Genomic DNA, 20,677 nt, shown 5'->3' on the forward strand with positions numbered 1-20,677 from the left:
CTCCTGTTTCGAACGCGACCGGCTGGGCGGTCGGAGCCGGGGTCTTGGGTCGGCCGAACTCGTGCTCTCAGTCAATCAAAGCATCCGCGCTGTGTCAGATTTTTATAGTATTTGTGACGGCCGGTCGGTGCCGGTTGCTTTGAAAGCCGGTCGGCGTGGCCCCGCGAGTCTGATGCGATCAGAATCTCGCCGCCACCGTCAGCCGCACCGCCAGCGGCTCGGCCGGATGGACGTGGCGATCAGCGACGCCGTCGATGGGCTCTCCGGGCAATCGCGACAGATAATAATACTCGATCTGGTTGGTCTGGGCGTTGAAGAGGTTGAGCACGTCGAGTTGCACCCGCAGGCCATTGTCGAACTTGTAGCCGGCGCGCGCATTGAAGATCAGCGACGACCGCGAACGGACACTGTCGTCCTCGATGAGAGGACGCGGACCGAAATAGCGCGCCTTCAGCGCACCGAACCAGCCGGTGTCGCCGCCGAGCGTGATCGCGCTGCTGGCCACCCACGCCGGTGCGCCGGGGATATAGGCCCCGGCGGGGTCGAAATCGGTGAAGCGGGCGTGGGTCTGGGCCACGTCGAGATCGACCGTCATCCACGGCAACGGCTTGTACTGGTTCGTCCACTCGATGCCGACGCGGCGGCTCGGCCGGCTCGGCTCCGTTGTGCCGGCGTCCCCGACGAACAACAGCTCCGAGTCGAAGTCGAGCACGAATACTGCCAGCGAGCTGGTGAGACCCTCGATCACCCTTGTGCGAATGCCGAGTTCGGCGCCGCGAGAACGCACGAGCAGCGGCACGCGGTCGAGCGGGGTTACCTTGTCGTTGGGATCGACGGAGATGGTCGCGCCGCGGATGTCGTTGCTGTGCAGGCCGTAGCCGGCATTGCCGTAGAACTCGGTCTTGTACCAGGGGCCGAGCACGAGACCGGCCTTCGGGCTCGCCATCGACGCCTGCGCGTTGCCCGAATTCTCCGGCGTATCGCTGAGGACGTGTCCGGCGAAAAAATCCTCGCGGATGCCGACCGTGGTGCGCAGCCAGTCGGTCCAGCGCGTGGTCGTGTCGGTCCAGAGGCCGACATTGCCCTCCTGCACGCGGTCGTCGCGCACGGTCGAGAGCCATGAGCGCTGCTCGGTCTTGAACAAGCCGACATGGATATCGTCATAGCGGCTCTGCACGCCGACGCGGGTCTGCGATTCGAGGCCGGCGAAGCGCCAGTCGAACGCATGCCGCGCATCGAAGCCGCCGAGAGTACGACCGTCGAGCTGGCTGAACTGGTCGCCATTGACGGGGTTGTCGAGAAAGTAGGTAAAATTGTTGAACAGCCGCAGGTCGGAGCGCACGATATAGGCGCTGACACTGGTCTGTCCGTACTCGCTCGACTGCGCCCAGTTACCGGACAGGCTGAATCGGCTGGAGGTGCCGCCATCGGTCGGATCGAGCGTTCCGAGACGGTTGATCAGGCCCTGGTCGATCGCGCGTTGCGGAACCTGGTCGGTCGAATTCCAGCCGTTGGAATAGGCCATCGCCGTCAGCGTCAACCCGTCGGTAGCAGTGCCCTGGCTGTAGCGCAGGACGCCGTTGAGCTTGCGGACATCGTCCGGCACGTCCCACGGTCCGTCATACTTGTTCGCTTCGATCGCCGCCAGCAGCGTGCCGGCACCCACCGCGGTCGATCCCGCTGCCAGTGCGCGGCGATAGCCGAAACTGCCGAAGGTCATCTCCGCGATGTTGTTCGGCAGCTTGTTGACGTAGTCGATCGCCACGGCGCCGGCGGATGCGAAGTCGCCCTGGTCGGCGAAATACGGTCCCTTGCGGACGTTGACCGACTGGATCAGCTCGGGGATCAGGAAATTGATGTCGGCGTAGCCTTGCCCATGCCCATGCGTCGGCATGTTGACGGGCATGCCGTCGACGCTGATCGCAAGATCGGTGCCGTGATCCAGATTGAAGCCGCGCAGAAAGTACTGGTTGGCTTTGCCCTCGCCGGAGTGCTGGGTGACGATCAGGCCCGGCACCACTTCCAGTGCCTCGCCGGGCCGCGAGAACGGCACCGCGTTGACCTCGCGGCCGCTGATGCGGATCGCGCTGGCGGCGGTGGGCTGCAAGGTGGACGAGCCGACCGACGCCGCACCGGCCGCGGCGCCGCCCTCGGCCGTGTTGTCGGTGCGAGCGGCGGGCTGATTGCGCGGATCCCCGCCTTTCGGCGGTCGTTTGCGGGCGAGCCGTTTGGGATGCTGATGGTCTGGCGCCGCAACGGTGACCGGCGGAAGCTCGGCGGGCGCGCCGGCACTGCGCTCGTGGGCCGCGGCCGGAAGCGCGCACAGCGCGGACGATGCAGCGGCGGAAAACATCCGCAACAAGGCCCCACGCACTTCCACGCCTCCGCACGACAACCAGTTCAGCAAGGTCAGATCATAGCGGGTGAGTATGACGATGCAGCAACAAGATCATACTGGCCCCAGACGGCCATGTGAAGCAGCGGAATGCCGGGATCGCAACAGGCCGTGGAAACATCAAGGAGGTGACCGGCGCTTCGCACAGGTGTCACATCGGCAACCGATAAGCTTGCTCCCCTCGGCGAGCTCTGCCTGGCAAGCCCCCGCTTGTCTTGCGTACCCAGGCCGCCAGCTTTCTTGACTGAGAATCTTGCGCGTTGCTGTCGACTGGCCAATGACGAGGAACATGAGAGGGCATAGGGCGGCGCGGCGGATAACCGTGCGGCTCGCGCTTGTGCTGGCGCCTTTGCTCGGTGTTTCCGGCTCACCCTCGGCGCTGCCGGCGGATTTTTCGGATGTCGACGTGCCAGGCCTCGTCGGGCCGGAGTCCGGCCGCCCACTCTGGGATTCACCCGCGACGTCGGCACCGGCAGTCAACCCTGCCGCGCTATCGCAGCCTCCCATCAGGCGCGACGCGATGAGGGGCAATCCGCTCTGGGCAGTCCCGTTCGCGACCCTGTCGGACACGCGCGAGCGACCGATCTTTTCGGCATCGCGCCGGCCGCCGCCGGCCGCCGTTTCGGTAGCTGCGCCGGAGGCGGCGTCACCGCCGCCAAGCCCGCCGCAAGTTGAGCTGCAGCTTTCGCTGGTCGGAACCGTTAGCGGCGGCGACCAGAGTATTGGGATATTTGTCGACCCGGCAAGCAAGGCCACGCTGCGTCTGAAGGTCGGCCAGGATTATCAAGGCTGGAGGCTTCGTTCGGTGGATGGCCGCGAGGTGACAATGGCGCGCGGCGACGTCAGCGAGACGTTGAAACTCCCAAAGCAAGGCGAGGGCGCGCCCCCAATCGGGCAAACGGTTGTGGAAAGCGCGGTGAGACATGGAAGCTCGCACACGCCGCAATATGACTAACTGGCCCGGCGTTCGTGCAATGAATGCCTTTGTCGGTCGGATAAGCCCAAAGGTGCGACCACGGGTGCGACCGGAAAGTCATTGATTGTTCTGAACCCGTGGCTGCCTCTTAATCGGCGGGTCCCAGGTTCAAGGTCTTCGTGCTCGCCTTCATGTTGGGAAAAGCGCATTCCTCGGTCGCGACAGGCCCAAATGGTCGCGCAGTGTCGTTCCCTGATAGTCGGTGCGGAACAGGCCTCGCTCCTGAAGTATCGGCACCACGAGCTGGACGAAATCCTCGAAACCTTCGTGGAAATACGGCGGCATCACGTTGAAGCCGTCGGCGGCGTAGTCGTCGAACCATTGCTGGAGCGTATCGGCGATGCGCTCGGCCGAGCCGCACAGCACCCAATGGCCACGTGCGGCGGCGGTGAGATTGTAGAGATCGCGCAACGTCATGTTCTCGCGCCGCGCCTTGGCGAGCATGACGCTGGCGAAGCTGTGATAGCTGTCGGACGGCTCGAGATCGGGAACCGGTCCATCCAGGTCGTAGGCCGACATGTCCCGGCCGAAGCGATCGGAAAGAATGGCGATTGCGTTGCTGCCGCTGACGAAGCTCTGTAGCACATTGAGCTTTTCGAACGCTTCCTTGTCGGTGCGGCCGACGATGGGCATCACGCCCGGCAACACGGTGACGTCCTCCGGCTTGCGGCCAAACGCCGGCAGGCGGTCCTTCAGTGACGCATACCCGGCCTTGGCCTCGCCGATGTCCTGCACCACCGAGAATACGATATCCGCGGTGCGCGCGGCGAGCGCCTGTCCTGCCTCGGAGCCGCCGGCCTGGAGCACGACCGGATGACCCTGCGGACTGCGGCCGATGTTGAGCGGGCCCTTGACCTTGAAAAATGTGCCGTCGTGATCAATCGATCGCAGCCTGGCGGGATCGATGTAGAGCCCGCTGGCGCGGTCGGCGACGATCGCGTCGTCGGCCCAGCCGTCCCACAGCCCGCTGACGACATCGAGGAATTCGCCTGCCATCTCGTAGCGGCGGGCGTGGTCGGGATGGGTGGTGCCGAAATTGGCGGCGGTTGCCGGATTTGCCGTCGTCACCGCATTCCACGCGGCGCGGCCGTTGCTGATATGATCGAGCGAGGCGAACACGCGCGCGACCGTGAACGGATCGCTGTAGGTGGTGGAAACGGTGGCGCCCAACCCGATATGGCTGGTCGACGTCGAGAGCGCAGCCAGCATCGTCAGCGGTTCCAGCCGCAGCGTGTAGGAGGGATGCGCGCTTGCATCGGCGTAGAGATTGTCGCCCATGAAGATCAGGTCGAACTTGCCGCGCTCGGCGGTGCGGCCGATCTCCTGGATCGCGGCGAAATCCTGGAAGCTGTCGACCGCGCCGGGATAGCGCCAGCCGGCGACGTGGCTGCCGGTGCCCAGGATGAACAGCCCGAGATGCATTTGCCGTTTCATGGCGTTAACTCCAGAACAGGATTCTGCGTTCGAGGAAGCCGATCAGCCCGAAGAAGGCGAGGCTCGCCGCCGATGCCACGAAGATCGCCGACCAGACCTGCACGAAATCGATCTGCAGCACGGCCTGGTAGATCACCCAGCCGAGGCCGCCCTCGGCGCCGAGCATCTCGGTGACGATCGCGACGATGACGCTGCGGACGGTCGAGACGCGCATGCCGGCGAGCAGCAGCGGCAGCGCGGTCGGCAGCCTCAGCCGCCACAGGATGCCGAGGCGGCCGGCACCGAAGCTGCGCATCAGGTCGATGGCGCGGCGATCGACGCGATCGAGCCCCGCCAGCGTCGACAGCAGCACGGTGAAGCTCACCGCCATCGCCACCATCACGACCTTCGAGCTGATGCCGATCCCGAACCAGAGCAGGATCAGCGGGGAATAGCCGACCACGGGCACCGAGTTGATCGCGGTGGCGAGCGGCAGGATGACCGCGCGGAGCGCTGGCAGCATCGCGATCGCAACCGCGAGGCCAATGCCGATCAGACAGCCGAGCCCATAGCCGACCAGCGCCTCGAGCAGGGTGTAGCCGGCGGCATCCGCGAGCGGCGCGCGCTTCGACCAGACGCCGGCCAGGATGTCGCTGACGGCAGGGAGGATATAGGCCGGAAGATGCAGTCCGCGTGCCGCGCCTTCCCAGCATGCGACCATGATGACGGCGCCGAGGATGCCGCGCTGCACGGCGAGCGAGGAGGACGTCAGCGCGCCGTTCATTGCTCGGCGCTCCAGAACACCAGGCGCCGCTCGATCGCGGCGACGACTGCATAGAAGCCGGTGCCGAGCAGGGCGGCTGCGAGCAGCGCGCCCCAGATCGCCACCACGTTCTCGGTGAACATGGCTTGCAGCAGCAAGACGCCGAGGCCGGTGGTGTCGCCGAACCACTCGCCGACGATCGCGCCGACCAGGCTCAGGGACGCGGCGAGCCGCAGCGCCACGAAGATCTGCGGCAGCGCGGTCGGAAGCTGCAGGCGCATGAGGAGCTGGCGATTGGAGGCGCCAAAGCTGCGCATCAGCGCCACCTGCCTGGGATCGACGGTCTCGAGGCCGAGCAACGTGTTGACGGTGACCGGAAAGAACGTGAGGTAGAACGCGATCACTGCCTTGGCGAGCAGCGTGTTGCCGAACCACAGCACCACCAGCGCGCCGAACGCGATCACGGGAATGGTCTGCGACACCACGAAGATCGGAAAGATCATCTCGCGCAGCGCGCGTGCCCGGAAGAACGCGATGCCGGCGAGCACGCCGAACGCGCCGCCGGCGGCAAAGCCGATCAGCGTTTCGGCGAGCGTGCGCAGGAAGCCGTCGATATAGGGGCGCGGCGTCGCCGCCATCGTCATCAGGATCGTGCTCAGCCGCGGCAGATAATAGGGCCGGATGCCGAACAGCAGCACTGCGCCTTCCCAGACGACTGCCGCGACCGCGAGACCGAGCAGGAGCCGGATCAGCTTGCGCAGCCAATCCGGTATCGTGATCGACCGCGCACTCGCGCGGCCGTCACCAAGCGATGTCGCCGCAGGGCTGCTCACGGCAGCCGGTCCGCCGCAGGGATGCTCTGGATGAAGCTGGCGTCATAGGCGGCGGCAAGATCGAGCGGCTTGGAGATCACGCCGTACTTGAGGAAGAAGTCGTGGGCGGTCTTGACCGCATCGGCGTCGATCCAGAACATCCCGTTCTTCGCGGCCGCGCCTGCGGTCATCAGACGCTTCACTTCGGTGAGCATGAACTCCTGCTGCGCGCGGTCGAGCGTCGGGGCTACCGCCATCACGGTATCGACGGCACCCTTGGGATCAGAGAAGGCGTCCTTCCAGCCTTTCAGCGACGCGCGCAGGAACGCCTTGACAAGCTCCGGCTTCTCCTTCGCCGTCGTCTCCGAGACTATCAGTGTGTCGCGCGGGAAGGTGATGCCGTAATCCTCGGCGACGAAGGTCTTCAGGCTGTCCTTCGGCATCCGCGACTGGATCGTGTAGAACTCGTTATAATAGGTCGCGGTGATCACATCGACATTGCCGTCGACGAACGGCGTCACCGACACCTGCTGCGGCTGGATCTTGAGTTCGTCGGCCTTGATGCCTTCCTTGGCCAGCATGCCGTTCAGCACGTGGTTGGCGCCGGTGAACCAGGTGGTGACGGTCTTGCCCTTGAAGTCCTGGAGCGTCTTGACCGGTCCGTCCTTGCGGGTGACGAAGATGAACGGCGTGATCTGGTGCGACACGCCGATGCAGACGATTGGAAGTCCCTTGTCGCGGGCCGCGAACACGCTGTCGGTGCCGCCCGACAGGCCGAACGTGTCGGCGCCGGTTGCAACCAGATTTTCCGTCAGCAGGTTGGGGCCGCCGGGATTGATGGTGAGATCGATTCCTTCCGCCTTGTAGTAGCCCTTGGCGGCCGCGACATAGAAGCCCGCGAACTGCGCCTGTGGCAGCCATTTCAGGCGCAGGCTCGCCTTCTGCGGCTCGGCCGCGGGCGCCGCCGCGACAAGCGAGCCGGTTGCCAGTGCGATGGCGGAGAGGACGGAGAAGGCGTGGCGTCGGCTCAACATGGTCATACTCCAGACGGTGAAAATCAATCGCGATAAGATGGATCGGTGCGGTCGAGCTGGCGCATCAGAGCGGGCCATTCGCGTTCGCCGGGAACGAGGATGTCGCCCTGCAACTCCCAGAACTGCCGCGCGGCCTTCTCGCAGACCTCGTGCGGCGGGATCACGAGCCTGGCGCCTGCCGCGGCGGCGGCCTGCATCTGCAGCTGGATGCGGGCGGCACGCTCGAAATAATACAGCAGCATGAAGGCCTCGCCCGCGGTCCGGCCGACGGTCAGGATGCCGTGGTTGCGCATCAGCATGACCTTGTGCGGGCCGAGATCGCGCACCAGCCGCGCCTGCTCGTCGAGATCGATGGCGACGCCCTCGTAGTCGTGGAACGCCTGCCGTTCGTAGAAGCGCATCGCGAACTGGCTGAGCGGCAGCAGGCCCTTTTCCTGGCCGGAGACGGCGACGCTGGCGTCGGAATGCGTGTGCAGCACGCAGGCGGCGTCATGGCTCGACTGGTGGATCGCCGCATGGATGACGAACGCCGCGACATTGACGCTGTGCGGCGTATCGTCGAGCGTCTCGCCCTTGGTGTTGATCTTCACCAGGCTCGAGGCGGTGATCTCGTCGAACAGCAGGCCGTAGGGATTGATCAGGAACTGGTCGTCATGGCCGGGAACGCGCAGCGAGATGTGATTGTAGATCAGATCGTCCATGCCGAGCTTCGCCACCATGCGGTAGCAGGCGGCAAGCCTGACCCGCGCCTCCCATTCGGCCGGATCGAACCGCCGCGCGGCGGCCGGGAGCACCGGGCTCGCTGACGAGGGATTCACGTCGCCTTCTCCTGTGCGATTGTGGACTGGAACGATTTCATGCTCTCCTCCTCGATCGCGTCGAGCAGCGTGCGCTTGAGGCGGATGAATTCGGGAGCGGTGACGATATCGGGCCGGCGCGGCCGCGGCAGATCGACGAGCTGCTCGAGCTTCACGGAGCCGGGGCGGGCGGTCATGACCAGCACGCGGTCGCCGAGGAAGATCGCCTCGTCGACGTCATGGGTGATGAACAGAATGGTGCGCCGGTACTTTTGCCAGACGTCGAGCAGCCAGCGCTGCATCATCGCCCGCGTCAGCGCATCGAGCGCGCCGAACGGCTCGTCGAGCAGCATCAAGTCGCGTTCGAACAGGAAGGTGCGCATCAAGGCCACGCGCTGACGCATGCCGCCGGACAATTGATGGGGATATTGCTTCTCGAAACCGGCGAGGCCGAACTCGGGCAGCATCTTGAGCGCCTTGGCGCGCGCCTCCGCCCGCGGCACGCCTTCGACCTCGAGCGCGAGGATGGCGTTGTCGATCACGTTGCGCCAGGGAAACAGCAGGTCGCGCTGCGGCATGAAGGAGACGCGGCCGAGCAGGTCGGCGGCATGGCAGCTCCTGCCCTCGAAGCGCAGGATGCCGCCGGCATCGGGCTCTTCCAGTCCTGCGACGATATTAAAGAGCGTGCTCTTGCCGCAGCCACTCGGACCGACCACCGTGACGAACTCGCCGGGGGCGATGCTGGCGGTCAGGCCCGCCAACGCGGTCACGGCACCGTAGGTCTTGCTCACCGCGCCCAGCTCGAGCAGCGGCGCGGGCTTTTGCGCCCCGTTCGGCGAGGCCCCATCGGGCATGGCTTGGGTCTGGGCTTGGGTCTGGCGCGCGGCCGGCACTGGATTGGCTGCCTTGTATAATGATGGCCGCCTTGCGCATACGAAGGCCGCCGGTCCTGAAATCTCTTAGCAACTCGTGTGCCAGCGGCAGTTTCGGCGGAATAGGCATGAAATTTGCCGGACTTCGCTGTCTAATGCGGATGAGTCGCCGGCTTCCCGGCGCGAAATCAGGTCGGTTCGGTGGAGTTTGGCCTGAATTTGTATACGTGAATCGAATATTGAGGAACAAGATGACGGGCCTTGGTGCACAAAGCGGAGGCGGTCGTGCCAAAAATGGTGACAATCTGCTGTCCGTGGGGGCCGGGATGACGCTCGCGGAGAGCCTGCGTCAGAAGCTCGAGGGCGCGATTGCGGCGGGACATCTGGAGCCTGGCAGCCGGCTTGACGAGCAGGAGATCGCGCAGCGCTTCGGGGTCTCGCGCACGCCGGTGCGGGAGGCGTTCCGCCTGATGGCCGCCAACAATCTGGTCGAGTTGCGCGGCCGGCAGGGCGCGACCGTCCGCGCCATCAAGGCGCAGGCGCTGATCGAGATGTTCCAGGTCATGGCCGAGCTCGAAGGGCTCTGCGCCCGGCTTGCCGCACGGCGCGTATCGCAGGCCTGGGGTGACGAGATTTCAGAGATCCATCAGAGACTTATATCTGCCAGCGAGACCGGCGGCATCGATCTGTTCTACGATATCAATCAGGAATTCCACGAGGCGATCTACGAGGCCTCGCGCAACGCCTTCCTGGCCGACCAGACCCGCAAGCTGCGCAATCAGGTGGCGGCCTATCGGCGCCGGGTGACGCGGATGCCGAACCGGATCGCCGATACGATCCGTGAGCACGAGGCGATCATGCAGGCGATCCTCGCCCATGACGCGGAGCGGGCGCACAGCGCGATGCGCGATCACGTCAACCTGCTCGGCGACAATCTGCTGGACTTCCTGGCCGCCTTCGAATGACCAGCCGGCTCTTGGTATGCAAATTGCTTGATATTGTATATCAAGATTTGCATTCTGGAGACGTTGCGTGGAACTGAAGCTCACGAACAAGACGGCGCTGGTCACCGGTGCGTCCAAGGGTATCGGGCTTGCGGTCGCCGAGGTGTTCGCCGCCGAAGGGTGCCACCTGCATCTGGCGGCCCGGAACGGCGAGGCCATGATCCAGGCCAAGCGGGACCTCGAGGCGCGCCATGGCATCAAGGTCACCGTTCATGCGCTCGACCTGTCGAGCACCGAGGCGATGGAGCAGCTCGCCGCCGCGGTCGGCGACATCGACGTCCTCGTCAACAATGCCGGCGATATCCCGGCCGGATCGCTGGAGATCCTCGATGATGCCGCCTGGCGCCGCGGCTTCGACCTCAAGGTGTTCGGCTACATCACGCTGTCGCGCCTCTATTATCCGCGCATGAAGGGCAAGGACGGCGTGATCATCAACATCATCGGCAATTCCGGTGAGAACTGGGATGCGAGCTACATCGCGGGCTCGACCGGCAATGCGGCGCTGATGTCCTTTACCAAGGCGCTCGGCGGCAGGAGCCTCGATCACGGCGTGCGCGTCGTCGCCGTCAATCCGGGGCCGGTCGCCACCGACCGCATGCTCAAGATCATGAAGCGCAAATCCATCGACATGCTCGGCGACGAGAGCCGCTGGGAGGAGCTGTTCGACAAATATCCCGGCAAGCGTCCGGCGACGTCGGAGGAGGTCGCCGATCTGGTCGCCTTCCTGTCCTCGCCAAGGGCCGCCTACATCACCGGCACGGTGGTGACGATCGATGGCGGCATCGCCTCCCGCGGCTCCGTGATCTGAGGCGGCGTAGCGATGCCTGAATCCGCAGCACTGATCCGCAACCGTTATTTCGACGAGCTGTCGGCGACGCCGGGGCTCTACTGGCTCGGCCAGAACACCAACCACATCGAAAGCCACCCCGCGGTGCGCGAGGCGATGCTGCGCTCGATCGAGCAGGGCGAGTTCAACGCCTATGCCCCGCCGCTCGGCTTCGAGGCGCTGCGCCGCGCGATCGTCGCCGATCTCGGCACGCCCGGTGCGGAGGCGCTCGTCACCGAAGGCGGCGTCAATGCGCTGGCGATGATCTGCCGGGCGCGCTGCAAGCCCGGCACCACGCTGGTGACCACCGATCCGACCTGGAAATGGCCGTGCCTGTTCGCCCGCCAGCAGGGCGCCGAGGTGATCGAGATCCCGATCTACGATCCCGCCTGCAATTACCGGCTGACGGCCGCGGCGCTGAAGGCCCATGTCGACGAGCGCACCGCGATCATCTATCTCGTCGATCCCAACAATCCGCTCGGCATCCGCTATACGCGCGAGGAGATCGAGAGCTTTGCCGCGATCGCGCGCGATTGCGGCGCGCTGCTGGTGCATGACTGCACCTACCGCGATTTCGCCGATGGCCACACCCCGGCGCTGCACGTGGCGCCGCAAGGCGCCGTCGTCTCCATGAGTTTTTCGAAATGGCTCGGGCTCGCCGGCTTGCGCATCGGCGCACTCGTGGCCGCGCCTGACCTGTTCGAGGAGCTGGCACAGGTCTCCACCAGCGTTCTCGGTGCCAGTGTGATTGCCCAGCGCGCGGCGCAGGCGGGTCTTTCGGTCAAGGCCGAATGGATGAAGAGGGTGCGGAGCATCGACCGGGCCAACAAGGCCATGATCGGTGAAGCCGCTGCCGCGATCGAAGGGCTGGCGCTGCCGATCATGCCGTCGCACGGAAATTTCCTGGTGCTGGAGACCATCGCGGCGGGGATCCGCCCCGAGGCGCTGGTCGAATGCTATCGCCGGCAGGGCATCATGATCCGCCAGGGTACCTACCACACGCAGCGTTTCGGCGACCGGTTCGTGAAGGTCTCGACCTCCGTGCCGTCAGGCTGGGTCGAGAAGTTCTGTACGCTGTTGCCGGAGATGGTGGCGCAGGCGCGCATGCTCAACGACCTGCCGCCGCAATTCTAGGGACGATGCCGATGACGATGATCACGACCAAGGACGGCGTGAAGCTCTATGTCGAGCAGGCGGGCGAGGGCACGCCGATCCTGTTCATCCATGAATTCGGCGGCAATCACGCCAGCTGGGAGCCGCAGCTCCGCTACTTCAGCCGCCGTCACCGCTGCATCACCTACGCCGCACGCGGCTATCCGCCATCGGATGTGCCGGAGAGCGTGGAGGCCTATTCGCAGGCGCTCGCCGCGGACGATGCGGTTGCGGTGCTGGATGCGTTGAAGATCGAGAAGGCGCACATCGTCGGGCTTTCGATGGGCGGCTTCTGCACGGTGCATTTCGGGTTGCGCACGCCGGAGCGTGCGCTGTCGCTCACGGTCGCCGGCGCCGGCTATGGCTGCGAGAAGGAGCACGAAGACTATTTTCGCGGCGTCTCGCTCGAGGTTGCCGACAATTTCGAGCAGCAGGGCGCCAAGGAATTCTCCAAGATCTACGCGCTGGGCGCGAGCCGCGTACAATTCCAGAACAAGGATCCGCGCGGCTGGCAGGAGTTCGCCGATCGCCTCGCCACCCATTCCGATCGTGGTGCTGCCAACACCATGCGCGGCGTGCAGGCGCGGCGGCCGTCTTTCTACGATCTCGAAGACGGTTTGAAGAAAATCATGGTGCCGACGCTGGTCGTCGTCGGCGACGAGGACGACCACTGCCTGCAGCCGGGCATCTTCCTGAAGAAGACGCTTCCGGCCTGTGGCCTGTCGGTGTTTCCCAAGACCGGCCATACCCTCAATCTCGAGGAGCCCGCGGCGTTCAACGCGCTGCTCGCCGAATTCCTGGCCCAGGTCGAGGCCGGGCGCTGGCTGCCGCGCGATCCGCGCGCGCTGCCGGGCCAGATCATGCGCACGAAGTAAGACCGATGGCTGCCAACTCCCTGATCGATCCCGATCGGCTCTGGACGCGATTGATGGCGCTGGCCGAGATCGGGGCGACGCCCGCCGGTGGTGTCGACCGTCAGGCCCTGAGCGATGGTGAAATCGCGGCCTGGCATCGCGTGATCGCCTGGGCGGTGGAAGCGGGCCTGACGGCGTCGACCGACGCGGCCGGCAATCTGTTCCTCACGCTCGCCGGACGTGACCGTGCGGCGCCGCCGCTGCTGGTCGGCAGCCATCTCGACAGCCAGCCGACCGGCGGCAAGTTCGACGGTGCGGCCGGCGTGATGGCGGCGCTCGAGGTCGTCGCCTCGCTCGCCGCGCGGGGCGAGATGCCGGTGCGTGACGTCATCGTGGTCGCCTGGATGAACGAGGAGGGCTGTCGTTTCGCCCCCGGCATGATGGGCTCGGAAGCGTTTGCGGGCGAGCGCAGCCTTGCGGCCATTCGCGCTGCGCGCGATGCCAGCGGCATCAGCGTCGGCGAGGCGCTGGACCGGCTCCATGCGGCCTTTCCCGATCTGCCGCACAGGCCGCTCGGCTTTGCCGTCGGCGCCTATCTCGAACTGCACATCGAGCAGGGCCCCTTGCTGGAAGCGGCGGCATGCACGATCGGCGTCGTCACCGGCATCCAGGGCAAGAAGACCTTTCAGGTGGTGGTCGAAGGCGCCGAAGGACATGCCGGGACCCTGGCTCAGCAGGACAGGCGCGATGCGCTCGCCGCGTTCGCCCGGATGGCGGCCGCACTCGATGCCGAGATCGGCGCGATCGATGCCGACATCAAGTTCACCATCGGCCGCGTCACGGTCGAACCCAACGCGCCGTCGGTGGTGCCGTCGCGGGTGACCTTCAGCATCGATCTGCGCCATCCGGACAATGCTGTCCTTGGGGCGGCGGGCGCGCGTATCGCGGCGCTCTGCAGCCGGCATGCGCCGCCGTGCCGGGTCACGGTGACGCCGCTGGTCGACGCGCCCTCCAATGCGTTCGATCCGCGCTTGCGGGCGCGGATCGCACGGGCCGCGCGCGACCAGGACGTCCCGGCCATGGCCATCCTGTCGGCGGCCGGCCACGACGCGCGCCATCTGAGCAAGCTGTGTCCGGCGGCAATGATCTTCATCCCCTGCCGGGACGGTGCCAGTCATGTCGAGCACGAATGGGCGGAGCCTGCCCATGTCGCCGCCGGTGCCTCGGTCCTGGCGGAGGTCTTGCATGGGCTTGCGTTTGCCGGGCAGCTCTTTGCCCCAGGCATGTGAGAAACTGCAATGACGAAGATTGGCGGCCAGGACTACCGCGATGCGATGGCGTGCCTCGGCGCGGCGGTCAACATCGTCACGACCGATGGTCGCGCCGGCCGCGCCGGCTTCACCGCGTCGGCCGCGTGCAGTGTCACCGACGATCCGCCGACCCTTTTGGTGTGTTTGAACCGCACGTCATCGGCCTATGCGAGCGTGATACAGAACGGCGTCGTGTGCGTGAATGTGTTGGCGGCGCGGCACGAGCCGCTGTCGCGGCTGTTCGGCGGCAAGGTGCCGGTTCAGGAACGGTTCGCCGCGGCAACGTGGTCGACGCTCGAAACCGGCGCGCCCGTTCTCGCGGACTGCGCGGCTGCGTTCGATTGCCGCATTGCCGATGTCGCCACCGTGGGCACGCATGATGTCCTGTTCTGCCCGGTCGTGGCGCTGAAAAGATCCAGCCGCCCGGACAACCTGATCTATTTCGGTCGCGCCTATCACTCTGTTGGGACGTCCTCCGACTGAAGTTGCCCGTTTGGCCCCGGCCGCCCTGCGTTTCTGTCAGTCCTGATCCCGACGACACGGGAAGGTCGGGTCGGTATACTGGTCCGGCGCATTGCGACGGGAACGGCATTCCTGCCTTCCCCCCGGGCTGGAATAAGGACGTGATGATGAGCGAGACGATTGGCTTCCCCGATCCCGGCCTCGACCTGTCGGACGGCTTCAAGCCGCACACCTCGCACTGGGGCGTGTTCTCGGCGCGTCAAGGCGCGGCCGGGCTCGAGGTCAGGGCCTATGCGGGCGATCCCGATCCGAACGGTATCATCGACAATTTCCCCGGCGCGCTGCGCCACCAGGCGCGCATCGCCCAGCCGGCGATCCGCCGCGGGTGGCTCGAACGCGGTCCCGGTCCCGATGACCGCCGCGGCCGCGATGAATTCGTTTCCGTCAGTTGGGAGAAGGCGCTGGATCTCTTAGGCGACGAGCTGTCGCGCATCCGCGACACACGCGGCCCCGGGGCCGTGTTCGGCGGTTCCTACGGCTGGTCGAGCGCGGGCCGTTTCCATCACGCCCAGAGCCAGGTGCATCGCTTCCTCAACATCGCGATGGGCGGCTATGTGCGCTCGGTGAACACCTATTCCTCGGGCGCGTCCTCGGTGCTGCTGCCGCAGATCTTGGCGGGTTACGAGGACATCACCAAGCGCAACATCACCTGGGAGCAGATCGCGGCCGAGACCGAGATCGTGCTGGCGTTCGGCGGCATGGCGCTGAAAAACTCCATGGTGGCCGGCGGCTCGATCAGCAAGCATGTCGAGCGCGGCGCCATGGACGCGGCGCGCCGGCGGGGCTGCGAGTTCGTTTTGGTCAGCCCGTTGCGGGACGATCTGCCGGTCGAGGCCGGTGCCGAATGGATGCCCTGCTTGCCCGGCACCGACACCGCGCTGATGCTCGGCATCGTCCACACGCTGGTCGCAGACAACATGCATGATCAGGCCTTTCTCGATCGCTACAGCGAGGGCTGGCCGGTCTTCCTGCGCTATCTCACCGGCGAGAGCGACGGGCAGGCAAAGCACGCCGAATGGGCCGCCGCGATCTGCGGCGTTGCTGCGGAGACGATCCGTAAGCTCGCCCGCCGCCTTGCCGGGAAGCGGGCGCTCATCACCGTCTCCCATTCGCTCCAGCGCGCCGAACATGGCGAGCAACCGGTGTGGATGGGCATGGTGCTGGCGGCAGCGCTCGGCCAGATCGGTCTGCCCGGCGGCGGCTACGCCTATTCGTTGGGGGCGATCGGCTATTACGGCCGCCGCGTCAACGACGTGCCGGGGCCGACGCTGGGGCAGGGCCGCAACGGTGTCCGCGATTTCATTCCGGTGGCGCGCATCGCCGACATGCTGCTCAATCCCGGCGCCACCTATCGCTACAATGGCGAGACCCGCACCTATCCGGACATCCGCCTGGTCTATTGGGCCGGCGGCAATCCCTTCCATCACCACCAGGACATCAACCGCCTGCGCAAGGCCTTCGCGAAAGTCGACACGCTGGTCGTGCACGAGCTTGCCTGGACCGCCACGGCGCGGCACGCCGACATCGTCCTGCCCTCGACCATGACGCTCGAGCGCGAGGACATCGGCTATTCCAGCAACGATCCCCTGATGGTGGCGATGCACCGCATCGCCGAGCCGTTTGGGCTGGCGCGCGACGACTACGAGATCTTCGCCGATCTCGCCGACCGTCTCGGCGCCCGCGAGCCCTTTACCGAAGGCCGCACGTCACGGGAGTGGCTCGAACATCTCTACGAGCCGACCCGCGCCTCGCTCGAAGCGCGCGGCCTCGAGGCCCCGAGCTTCGCGGAATTCTGGCAGCGCGGCAGCCTGGTCGTGCCGCAGCAGCCCGACGACGGCGGCAGGCTGCGCCGCTTCCGCGAGGATCCGGTCGCCCATGCCCTGCCGACGCCGAGCGGACGCATCGAGATTTTCTCGCAGAAGATCGCGGGCCATGGCGATGCGGATTGTCCCGGCCATCCGGTCTGGCTGGAGAAGACCGACATGCCGAAGCCCGGCGCGCCGTGCTTCCTCGTCGCCAACCAGCCGGTGACGCGCTTGCACAGCCAGCTCGATTTCGGCGGGCATTCGCTGGCTGCAAAGCATCGCGGCCGCGAGGTCGCGCGCATGAACCCGCGCGATGCGGAGGTTCGCGGTATCAAGGACGGCGACATCATCCGCCTGTTCAACGACCGCGGCGCCTGTCTCGCCGCCGTCCATGTCACCGACGGCATCGCGCCCGGCGTGGTGCAGCTGCCGACCGGCGCCTGGTACGACCCGATGGACCCCGAGGACGAGGCGCCGCTTTGCGTTCACGGCAACCCGAACGTGCTCACCCGCGACATCGGCACCTCATCCTTCGCGCAAGGCTGCACCGGCCAGCTGACGGCGGTGGAGGTGGAGAAGTTCACGGGCAATCTGCCGCCGATCCGGGCGTTCGATCCGGTGTAGGGCACCGCTCTTGAGGTGGAGCGTAGGATGGGTAGAGCACTTGCGAAACCCATCACGCTTCACCACGGGCGCAGGCGCGAACCGATGCGAGGCGGCGGCTACCAGCGGTAGCTCAACGTGCCGATCACCTGACGCCGCTCGCCAGCATAACAATAGCCGGCCTGGCAGGTGTTATACTTCTTGTCGAACAGATTCGTCGCGTTCACGCGCATGTAGGCGCCGCGGAAGCTCCGATCGAGCTTGCCGAGATCATAGTCGATCACGGCATCGAACAATGTGACCGCTGAATTCTCGAACGTGTTCTGATCGTCGCCGAAATTTGCGCCGATATAGCGCGCACCCAGGCCGAAGCCGAGCCCTTCCACGGGCGTGCCGGATTGGAACGTGTATTTGCCGAAAGCTGCGAACGAGTCCCGGGGAATGCCGGAATACTCATTGCCGGTCGTATCGGTATTGCCTCGCGTGATCACGACGTTGAGGTGGGTATAGGCCGCGGTGAGATCGAAGCCCGGCTTGAGTGCCAGCTTGGCCTCGAGCTCGAGGCCCTTGGACTCGACCTGTCCGGTCGCCGCCTGGAACGCGATGTTGTCGGCATTGGTGCGCAGGACATTGTCCTGCTTGATGTCGAAGACGGCACCGGTCAACAGCAACGGAACATGAGGCATCTGATACTTGATGCCCGCTTCCGTCTGCTCGCCGGTGGTCGGCTTGAAGGTGGACCCTGTCGCGTCCACGCCGGTTTGCGGGCTGAACGAGGTGGCGTAGCTGACATAGGGCGCCACGCCGCTGTCGAAGAGATAGCTGAGGCCCGCGCGACCGGTGAAGGCCGACGGCTTCTGGGTGACCGGAGATCCGTCCAGGGTCGTCGTCGTGCTCTGCGATACCCAGCTCTGACGGCCATTGAGCGTCAGAATGAATCCTCCGAGCTTGGCCTGCTCCTGGGCGTAGACCCCCACCTCGTCGGTCGACTGCTTGGTGAAGATCGAAAATGCCGGTGAGGCGATCGCCTGGGCGCCGTAGTTCATGGTCCGGAGATTGAGATCGGGCGCCGGTCCCCATCCGATCTTGTCGTCGTAGTAGGAGTGACTGTAGTCGACGCCGAACAGAGCGGTATTCTTGACCGAGCCGAGCATGAACTTGGCTTCGGCCTGATTGTCGAGGGTCGCGGTCTTGAAATTATCCACGATTCGCCAGGCGGAGCGCGACGCGGTTTGGGTCGCATAGTCGATGTTGTCGATCTGGGTGTATTTCGCGTCGGTGTTGACCTGATAAAATCGGAAATTCTGCCGCACGGTCCAGGTGTCATTGACGTTGTGCTCGAACGCATAACCGATGCGGTACTGCTTCTGGCCCATGGCGCTGAACGCCGGATCGTTCGAGTAGATGTTGGTCAGCTTCCCATCAACCGTGCGAGCGTTTCCGATGCTCGCAGCGGTCCGGCTGGTCTGATATTCCCCGAGGATCGTGAACGTCGAATCGAGGTTCGGCTTCCAGGTCAGGGCCGGCGCGATATAGGCGCGGTCGTCATCATTGCCGGGAAACCAGGTCTTCGCGTCGCGCAGCAGGCCCGTGAGCCGGTAGTACAATTGATCGCTGCCGGGCACCGGTCCGCCGACGTCAAAGGCGCCCTGGTAGCGGTCGTAAGTGCCGGCCTGCAATTGGACCTCGCCAAACGCCGTCATCGGCGGCCGCTTCGTCGTGACGTCGACGATGCCGCCCGGGGAGCCAAGCCCATACAGGCCGGAGGCCGGTCCCCGAAGAATCGACACGCTCTCGAGCCCATAGGGCTCGATCTTGGGAATGGCGAAGTTGCCGCCGCCCTGACGCAGGCCATCCCGATAGATGCCGGTGTAAGTCACGTCGAAGCCGCGAATCGAGAAGCTGTCGAAGCGAGGATCGTAGCCGAACGCCGAAGTCGTGACGCCGGGCGTGTAGTTGACGGCGTCCTTGAGCGTCTGGACGTTGCGATCTTCCAGCTCCTTCCTGGTCACGACCGAGAGCGACTGCGGCGTTTCGAGCAACGGCGTGTTGGTCTTGGTGCCGGCGGAGCTGGTGGTCGCGACATAACCGGTTGTCGCTCCAGCTGCGCGTCCTGCCGCTTGCGGAGCCGGATTCCGATCGGCCGCCAAATTGGCGCGCCGGTTCGCCGCGGCCRCACGCGACGACCGTGTGCGCTGATTGGACGCGGCGGTGCTGCGGGTCTTCGGCGGGGTCGGCGCCTCGACGGTGACCGGCGGCAGGTTGCTGGTCTGTGCTTGGGAAGGCATGACGGATCCGAACAGGACCGAACCAAACAGCGTTACGTTGATCGCGGCTGTGGTTTCAAGCCAGCGATGTCTCCTCTCAAACGAAGCAATTCCCACCGACGATGATTCCCAATTCCGTTCGCACTGATATCGGCACGAACGCGCGTTGCTGCATGCTGACGCGCGTTGATCGATGCGGACTTCTATTGGTGCAGCGACGGAAACTCCACACGCGCAAAATAGAATTGCTTGAATCCGCGGTGAGCGATTTTGGAATGGTTCAAAGCGCGTTTTGACAATTTGAAACGCTTGCAGGCGGTGCGCCACGGCATGTCGCGACCCGTCGGGCAAAACACCTGCGAGGCGGTCGAGCCGTCGTCGCAAAAATATTCCACTTTACCGAAATTCGGAAATGGCGTATGTGTCGCCCATCCCGGCTTGACCTTGAGGGGCGATCTTGTGTCGTCATGTGTCGCGAGCCGGGTTGCGGTGGACGCGGCAGCGTCGGCACGAAAAGGTGCGGGCAGGGCGGGTAGTCCCTGTGAGCCCGAAACYGCGTGCGGATGAGCGGCGCTGAAAGGTTCGTCTCGCCAGCATTCTTCCGGCAACGTCGACAACGCCGGAGGATAATGCGGCGAACAAGCGGGCCGCGCGTACGGCAAAACCGTGTGGTCCTGGCCGTCGTTGCTACGGTCAAGCCTGTCGCGGAGATGTTCGCGAGCCCAACCGGGCGGACGGCATCATCAATTCGCGGGGCGAGGGAGGCCAGAAGGAACTCGGCTCCCGGGAGAGCACGGCATAAGCCGTCAACCCACTGCGCAGGGAAGGCCGAGTGATTGGCTACACCTGTATGCTGCTGTGCGGTTCTTCCTGCGTGTGCTTTTCGCGCAGCGGACCGCGGGTGCCAGCCGGCACCCGGCCTTCCCTGCGCCCTCTTGGCTTTGAGAGGGCGGAGCGACGAAGCAAAGCTCGGGCGAATTGAGCCGCGAGGATGCGAAGGCGTGTCTGCACCACACACTCGCCGTCATCGCCCGGCTCGACCGGGCGATCCAGTATTCCGACGGCTGTGATTGAGCCGAGAGGTCGCGGCGTACTGGCTTCCCCGCCGGAGCCTGTCATCGGGCTCGCCGAAGGCGAGACCCGGTGGCGGAGAATGACAGTGGTAGTTGGAGAAGAAGCCGATGCCCCATGCTCCGTCATTGCGAGCGCAGCGAAGCAATCCAGACTGTCACCATGGATTGCTTCGCTGCGCTCGCAATGACGATGTGGAGG

The 20,677-nt window shown here is 65.4% G+C and carries 16 protein-coding genes; 8 read left to right on the forward strand and 8 right to left on the reverse strand.

The features are described 5' to 3' along the window. Positions 1-178 precede the first annotated feature (178 nt). Positions 179-2,353: a TonB-dependent receptor gene (locus ACXJMY_RS32650; RefSeq protein ID WP_456623475.1), complete on the reverse strand. Its 2,175-nt coding sequence runs from the start codon at positions 2,351-2,353 to the stop codon at positions 179-181. A gap of 364 nt (positions 2,354-2,717) precedes the next feature. On the opposite strand from ACXJMY_RS32650, the gene ACXJMY_RS32655 reads away from it, so the two are divergent. Then, positions 2,718-3,350 (forward strand): hypothetical protein, encoded by a 633-nt coding sequence (locus ACXJMY_RS32655; RefSeq protein ID WP_456623458.1) that lies wholly within the window; start codon positions 2,718-2,720, stop codon positions 3,348-3,350. A 150-nt stretch (positions 3,351-3,500) separates the two neighbouring features. Here the strand turns inward: ACXJMY_RS32655 and ACXJMY_RS32660 are convergent, their stop codons facing one another. The 6 genes from ACXJMY_RS32660 to ACXJMY_RS32685 are packed head-to-tail and all read right to left on the reverse strand — an operon-like array spanning position 3,501 to position 9,044. After that, the gene (locus ACXJMY_RS32660) at positions 3,501-4,805 is read right to left on the reverse strand and encodes an LLM class flavin-dependent oxidoreductase (RefSeq protein WP_456623459.1); all 1,305 of its coding nucleotides are present in this window, start codon (positions 4,803-4,805) and stop codon (positions 3,501-3,503) included. 4 nt (positions 4,806-4,809) lie between these two features. Continuing rightward, on the reverse strand, positions 4,810-5,568 hold the full coding sequence (locus ACXJMY_RS32665; RefSeq protein WP_456623460.1) for an ABC transporter permease: 759 nt from the start codon (positions 5,566-5,568) through the stop codon (positions 4,810-4,812). Continuing rightward, complete coding sequence (locus ACXJMY_RS32670) at positions 5,565-6,380, reverse strand: ABC transporter permease (protein ID WP_456623461.1); 816 nt, start codon at positions 6,378-6,380, stop codon at positions 5,565-5,567. The genes ACXJMY_RS32665 and ACXJMY_RS32670 overlap by 4 nt, the downstream gene beginning before the upstream one ends. Then, a complete protein-coding gene (locus ACXJMY_RS32675) occupies positions 6,377-7,393 on the reverse strand; it encodes an ABC transporter substrate-binding protein (protein WP_456623462.1) in 1,017 nt (338 codons plus the stop codon). Before ACXJMY_RS32675 ends, ACXJMY_RS32670 begins: the two co-directional genes overlap by 4 nt. Before the next feature lie 23 nt (positions 7,394-7,416). Continuing rightward, entirely contained in the window at positions 7,417-8,211 is a 795-nt protein-coding gene (locus ACXJMY_RS32680) for a class II aldolase/adducin family protein (RefSeq protein WP_456623463.1), read from the reverse strand. Further along, on the reverse strand, positions 8,208-9,044 hold the full coding sequence (locus ACXJMY_RS32685) for an ABC transporter ATP-binding protein (RefSeq protein ID WP_456623464.1): 837 nt from the start codon (positions 9,042-9,044) through the stop codon (positions 8,208-8,210). Before ACXJMY_RS32685 ends, ACXJMY_RS32680 begins: the two co-directional genes overlap by 4 nt. Before the next feature lie 146 nt (positions 9,045-9,190). Here ACXJMY_RS32685 and ACXJMY_RS32690 point away from each other — a divergent pair, with 146 nt between their 5' ends. The 7 genes from ACXJMY_RS32690 to ACXJMY_RS32720 all read left to right on the forward strand — a co-directional run bounded on the left by ACXJMY_RS32690 (position 9,191) and on the right by ACXJMY_RS32720 (position 17,159). Beyond that, positions 9,191-10,027: a GntR family transcriptional regulator gene (locus tag ACXJMY_RS32690; RefSeq protein ID WP_456623465.1), complete on the forward strand. Its 837-nt coding sequence runs from the start codon at positions 9,191-9,193 to the stop codon at positions 10,025-10,027. 67 nt (positions 10,028-10,094) lie between these two features. Next, positions 10,095-10,874 carry an SDR family oxidoreductase gene (locus ACXJMY_RS32695; protein WP_456623466.1) on the forward strand — a complete coding sequence of 260 codons (780 nt, stop codon included), beginning with the start codon at positions 10,095-10,097 and terminating at the stop codon, positions 10,872-10,874. A 12-nt stretch (positions 10,875-10,886) separates the two neighbouring features. After that, the gene (locus ACXJMY_RS32700) at positions 10,887-12,026 is read left to right on the forward strand and encodes a pyridoxal phosphate-dependent aminotransferase (RefSeq protein WP_456623467.1); all 1,140 of its coding nucleotides are present in this window, start codon (positions 10,887-10,889) and stop codon (positions 12,024-12,026) included. A gap of 11 nt (positions 12,027-12,037) precedes the next feature. Then, positions 12,038-12,919 carry an alpha/beta fold hydrolase gene (locus ACXJMY_RS32705; RefSeq protein ID WP_456623468.1) on the forward strand — a complete coding sequence of 294 codons (882 nt, stop codon included), beginning with the start codon at positions 12,038-12,040 and terminating at the stop codon, positions 12,917-12,919. A 5-nt stretch (positions 12,920-12,924) separates the two neighbouring features. Beyond that, positions 12,925-14,187: a Zn-dependent hydrolase gene (locus ACXJMY_RS32710; protein ID WP_456623469.1), complete on the forward strand. Its 1,263-nt coding sequence runs from the start codon at positions 12,925-12,927 to the stop codon at positions 14,185-14,187. 9 nt (positions 14,188-14,196) lie between these two features. Beyond that, on the forward strand, positions 14,197-14,691 hold the full coding sequence (locus ACXJMY_RS32715) for a flavin reductase (RefSeq protein WP_456623470.1): 495 nt from the start codon (positions 14,197-14,199) through the stop codon (positions 14,689-14,691). A gap of 146 nt (positions 14,692-14,837) precedes the next feature. Beyond that, positions 14,838-17,159, forward strand: a complete 2,322-nt coding sequence (locus ACXJMY_RS32720; RefSeq protein ID WP_456623471.1) for a molybdopterin guanine dinucleotide-containing S/N-oxide reductase — start codon at positions 14,838-14,840, stop codon at positions 17,157-17,159. A gap of 98 nt (positions 17,160-17,257) precedes the next feature. Here ACXJMY_RS32720 and ACXJMY_RS32725 read toward each other — a convergent pair whose 3' ends face one another. Next, positions 17,258-19,426, reverse strand: coding sequence for a TonB-dependent siderophore receptor (locus ACXJMY_RS32725; protein ID WP_456623472.1), 2,169 nt, complete (start codon positions 19,424-19,426; stop codon positions 17,258-17,260). Positions 19,427-20,677 lie beyond the last annotated feature (1,251 nt).

It is taken from the genome of Bradyrhizobium sp. P5_C12 (genome assembly GCF_054049735.1).

What these genes read in the sequence shown, in the direction of transcription:
- ACXJMY_RS32705 (WP_456623468.1), top strand. Translation starts at nt 12,038, where the DNA reads ATGACGATGATCACGACCAAGGACGGCGTGAAGCTCTATGTCGAGCAG.
- ACXJMY_RS32710 (WP_456623469.1), top strand. Translation starts at nt 12,925, where the DNA reads ATGGCTGCCAACTCCCTGATCGATCCCGATCGGCTCTGGACGCGATTG.
- ACXJMY_RS32660 (WP_456623459.1), bottom strand. Translation starts at nt 4,805, where the DNA reads ATGAAACGGCAAATGCATCTCGGGCTGTTCATCCTGGGCACCGGCAGC.
- ACXJMY_RS32720 (WP_456623471.1), top strand. Translation starts at nt 14,838, where the DNA reads ATGAGCGAGACGATTGGCTTCCCCGATCCCGGCCTCGACCTGTCGGAC.
- ACXJMY_RS32675 (WP_456623462.1), bottom strand. Translation starts at nt 7,393, where the DNA reads ATGTTGAGCCGACGCCACGCCTTCTCCGTCCTCTCCGCCATCGCACTG.
- ACXJMY_RS32685 (WP_456623464.1), bottom strand. Translation starts at nt 9,044, where the DNA reads ATGCCCGATGGGGCCTCGCCGAACGGGGCGCAAAAGCCCGCGCCGCTG.
- ACXJMY_RS32715 (WP_456623470.1), top strand. Translation starts at nt 14,197, where the DNA reads ATGACGAAGATTGGCGGCCAGGACTACCGCGATGCGATGGCGTGCCTC.
- ACXJMY_RS32665 (WP_456623460.1), bottom strand. Translation starts at nt 5,568, where the DNA reads ATGAACGGCGCGCTGACGTCCTCCTCGCTCGCCGTGCAGCGCGGCATC.
- ACXJMY_RS32690 (WP_456623465.1), top strand. Translation starts at nt 9,191, where the DNA reads ATGAAATTTGCCGGACTTCGCTGTCTAATGCGGATGAGTCGCCGGCTT.
- ACXJMY_RS32650 (WP_456623475.1), bottom strand. Translation starts at nt 2,353, where the DNA reads ATGTTTTCCGCCGCTGCATCGTCCGCGCTGTGCGCGCTTCCGGCCGCG.
- ACXJMY_RS32700 (WP_456623467.1), top strand. Translation starts at nt 10,887, where the DNA reads ATGCCTGAATCCGCAGCACTGATCCGCAACCGTTATTTCGACGAGCTG.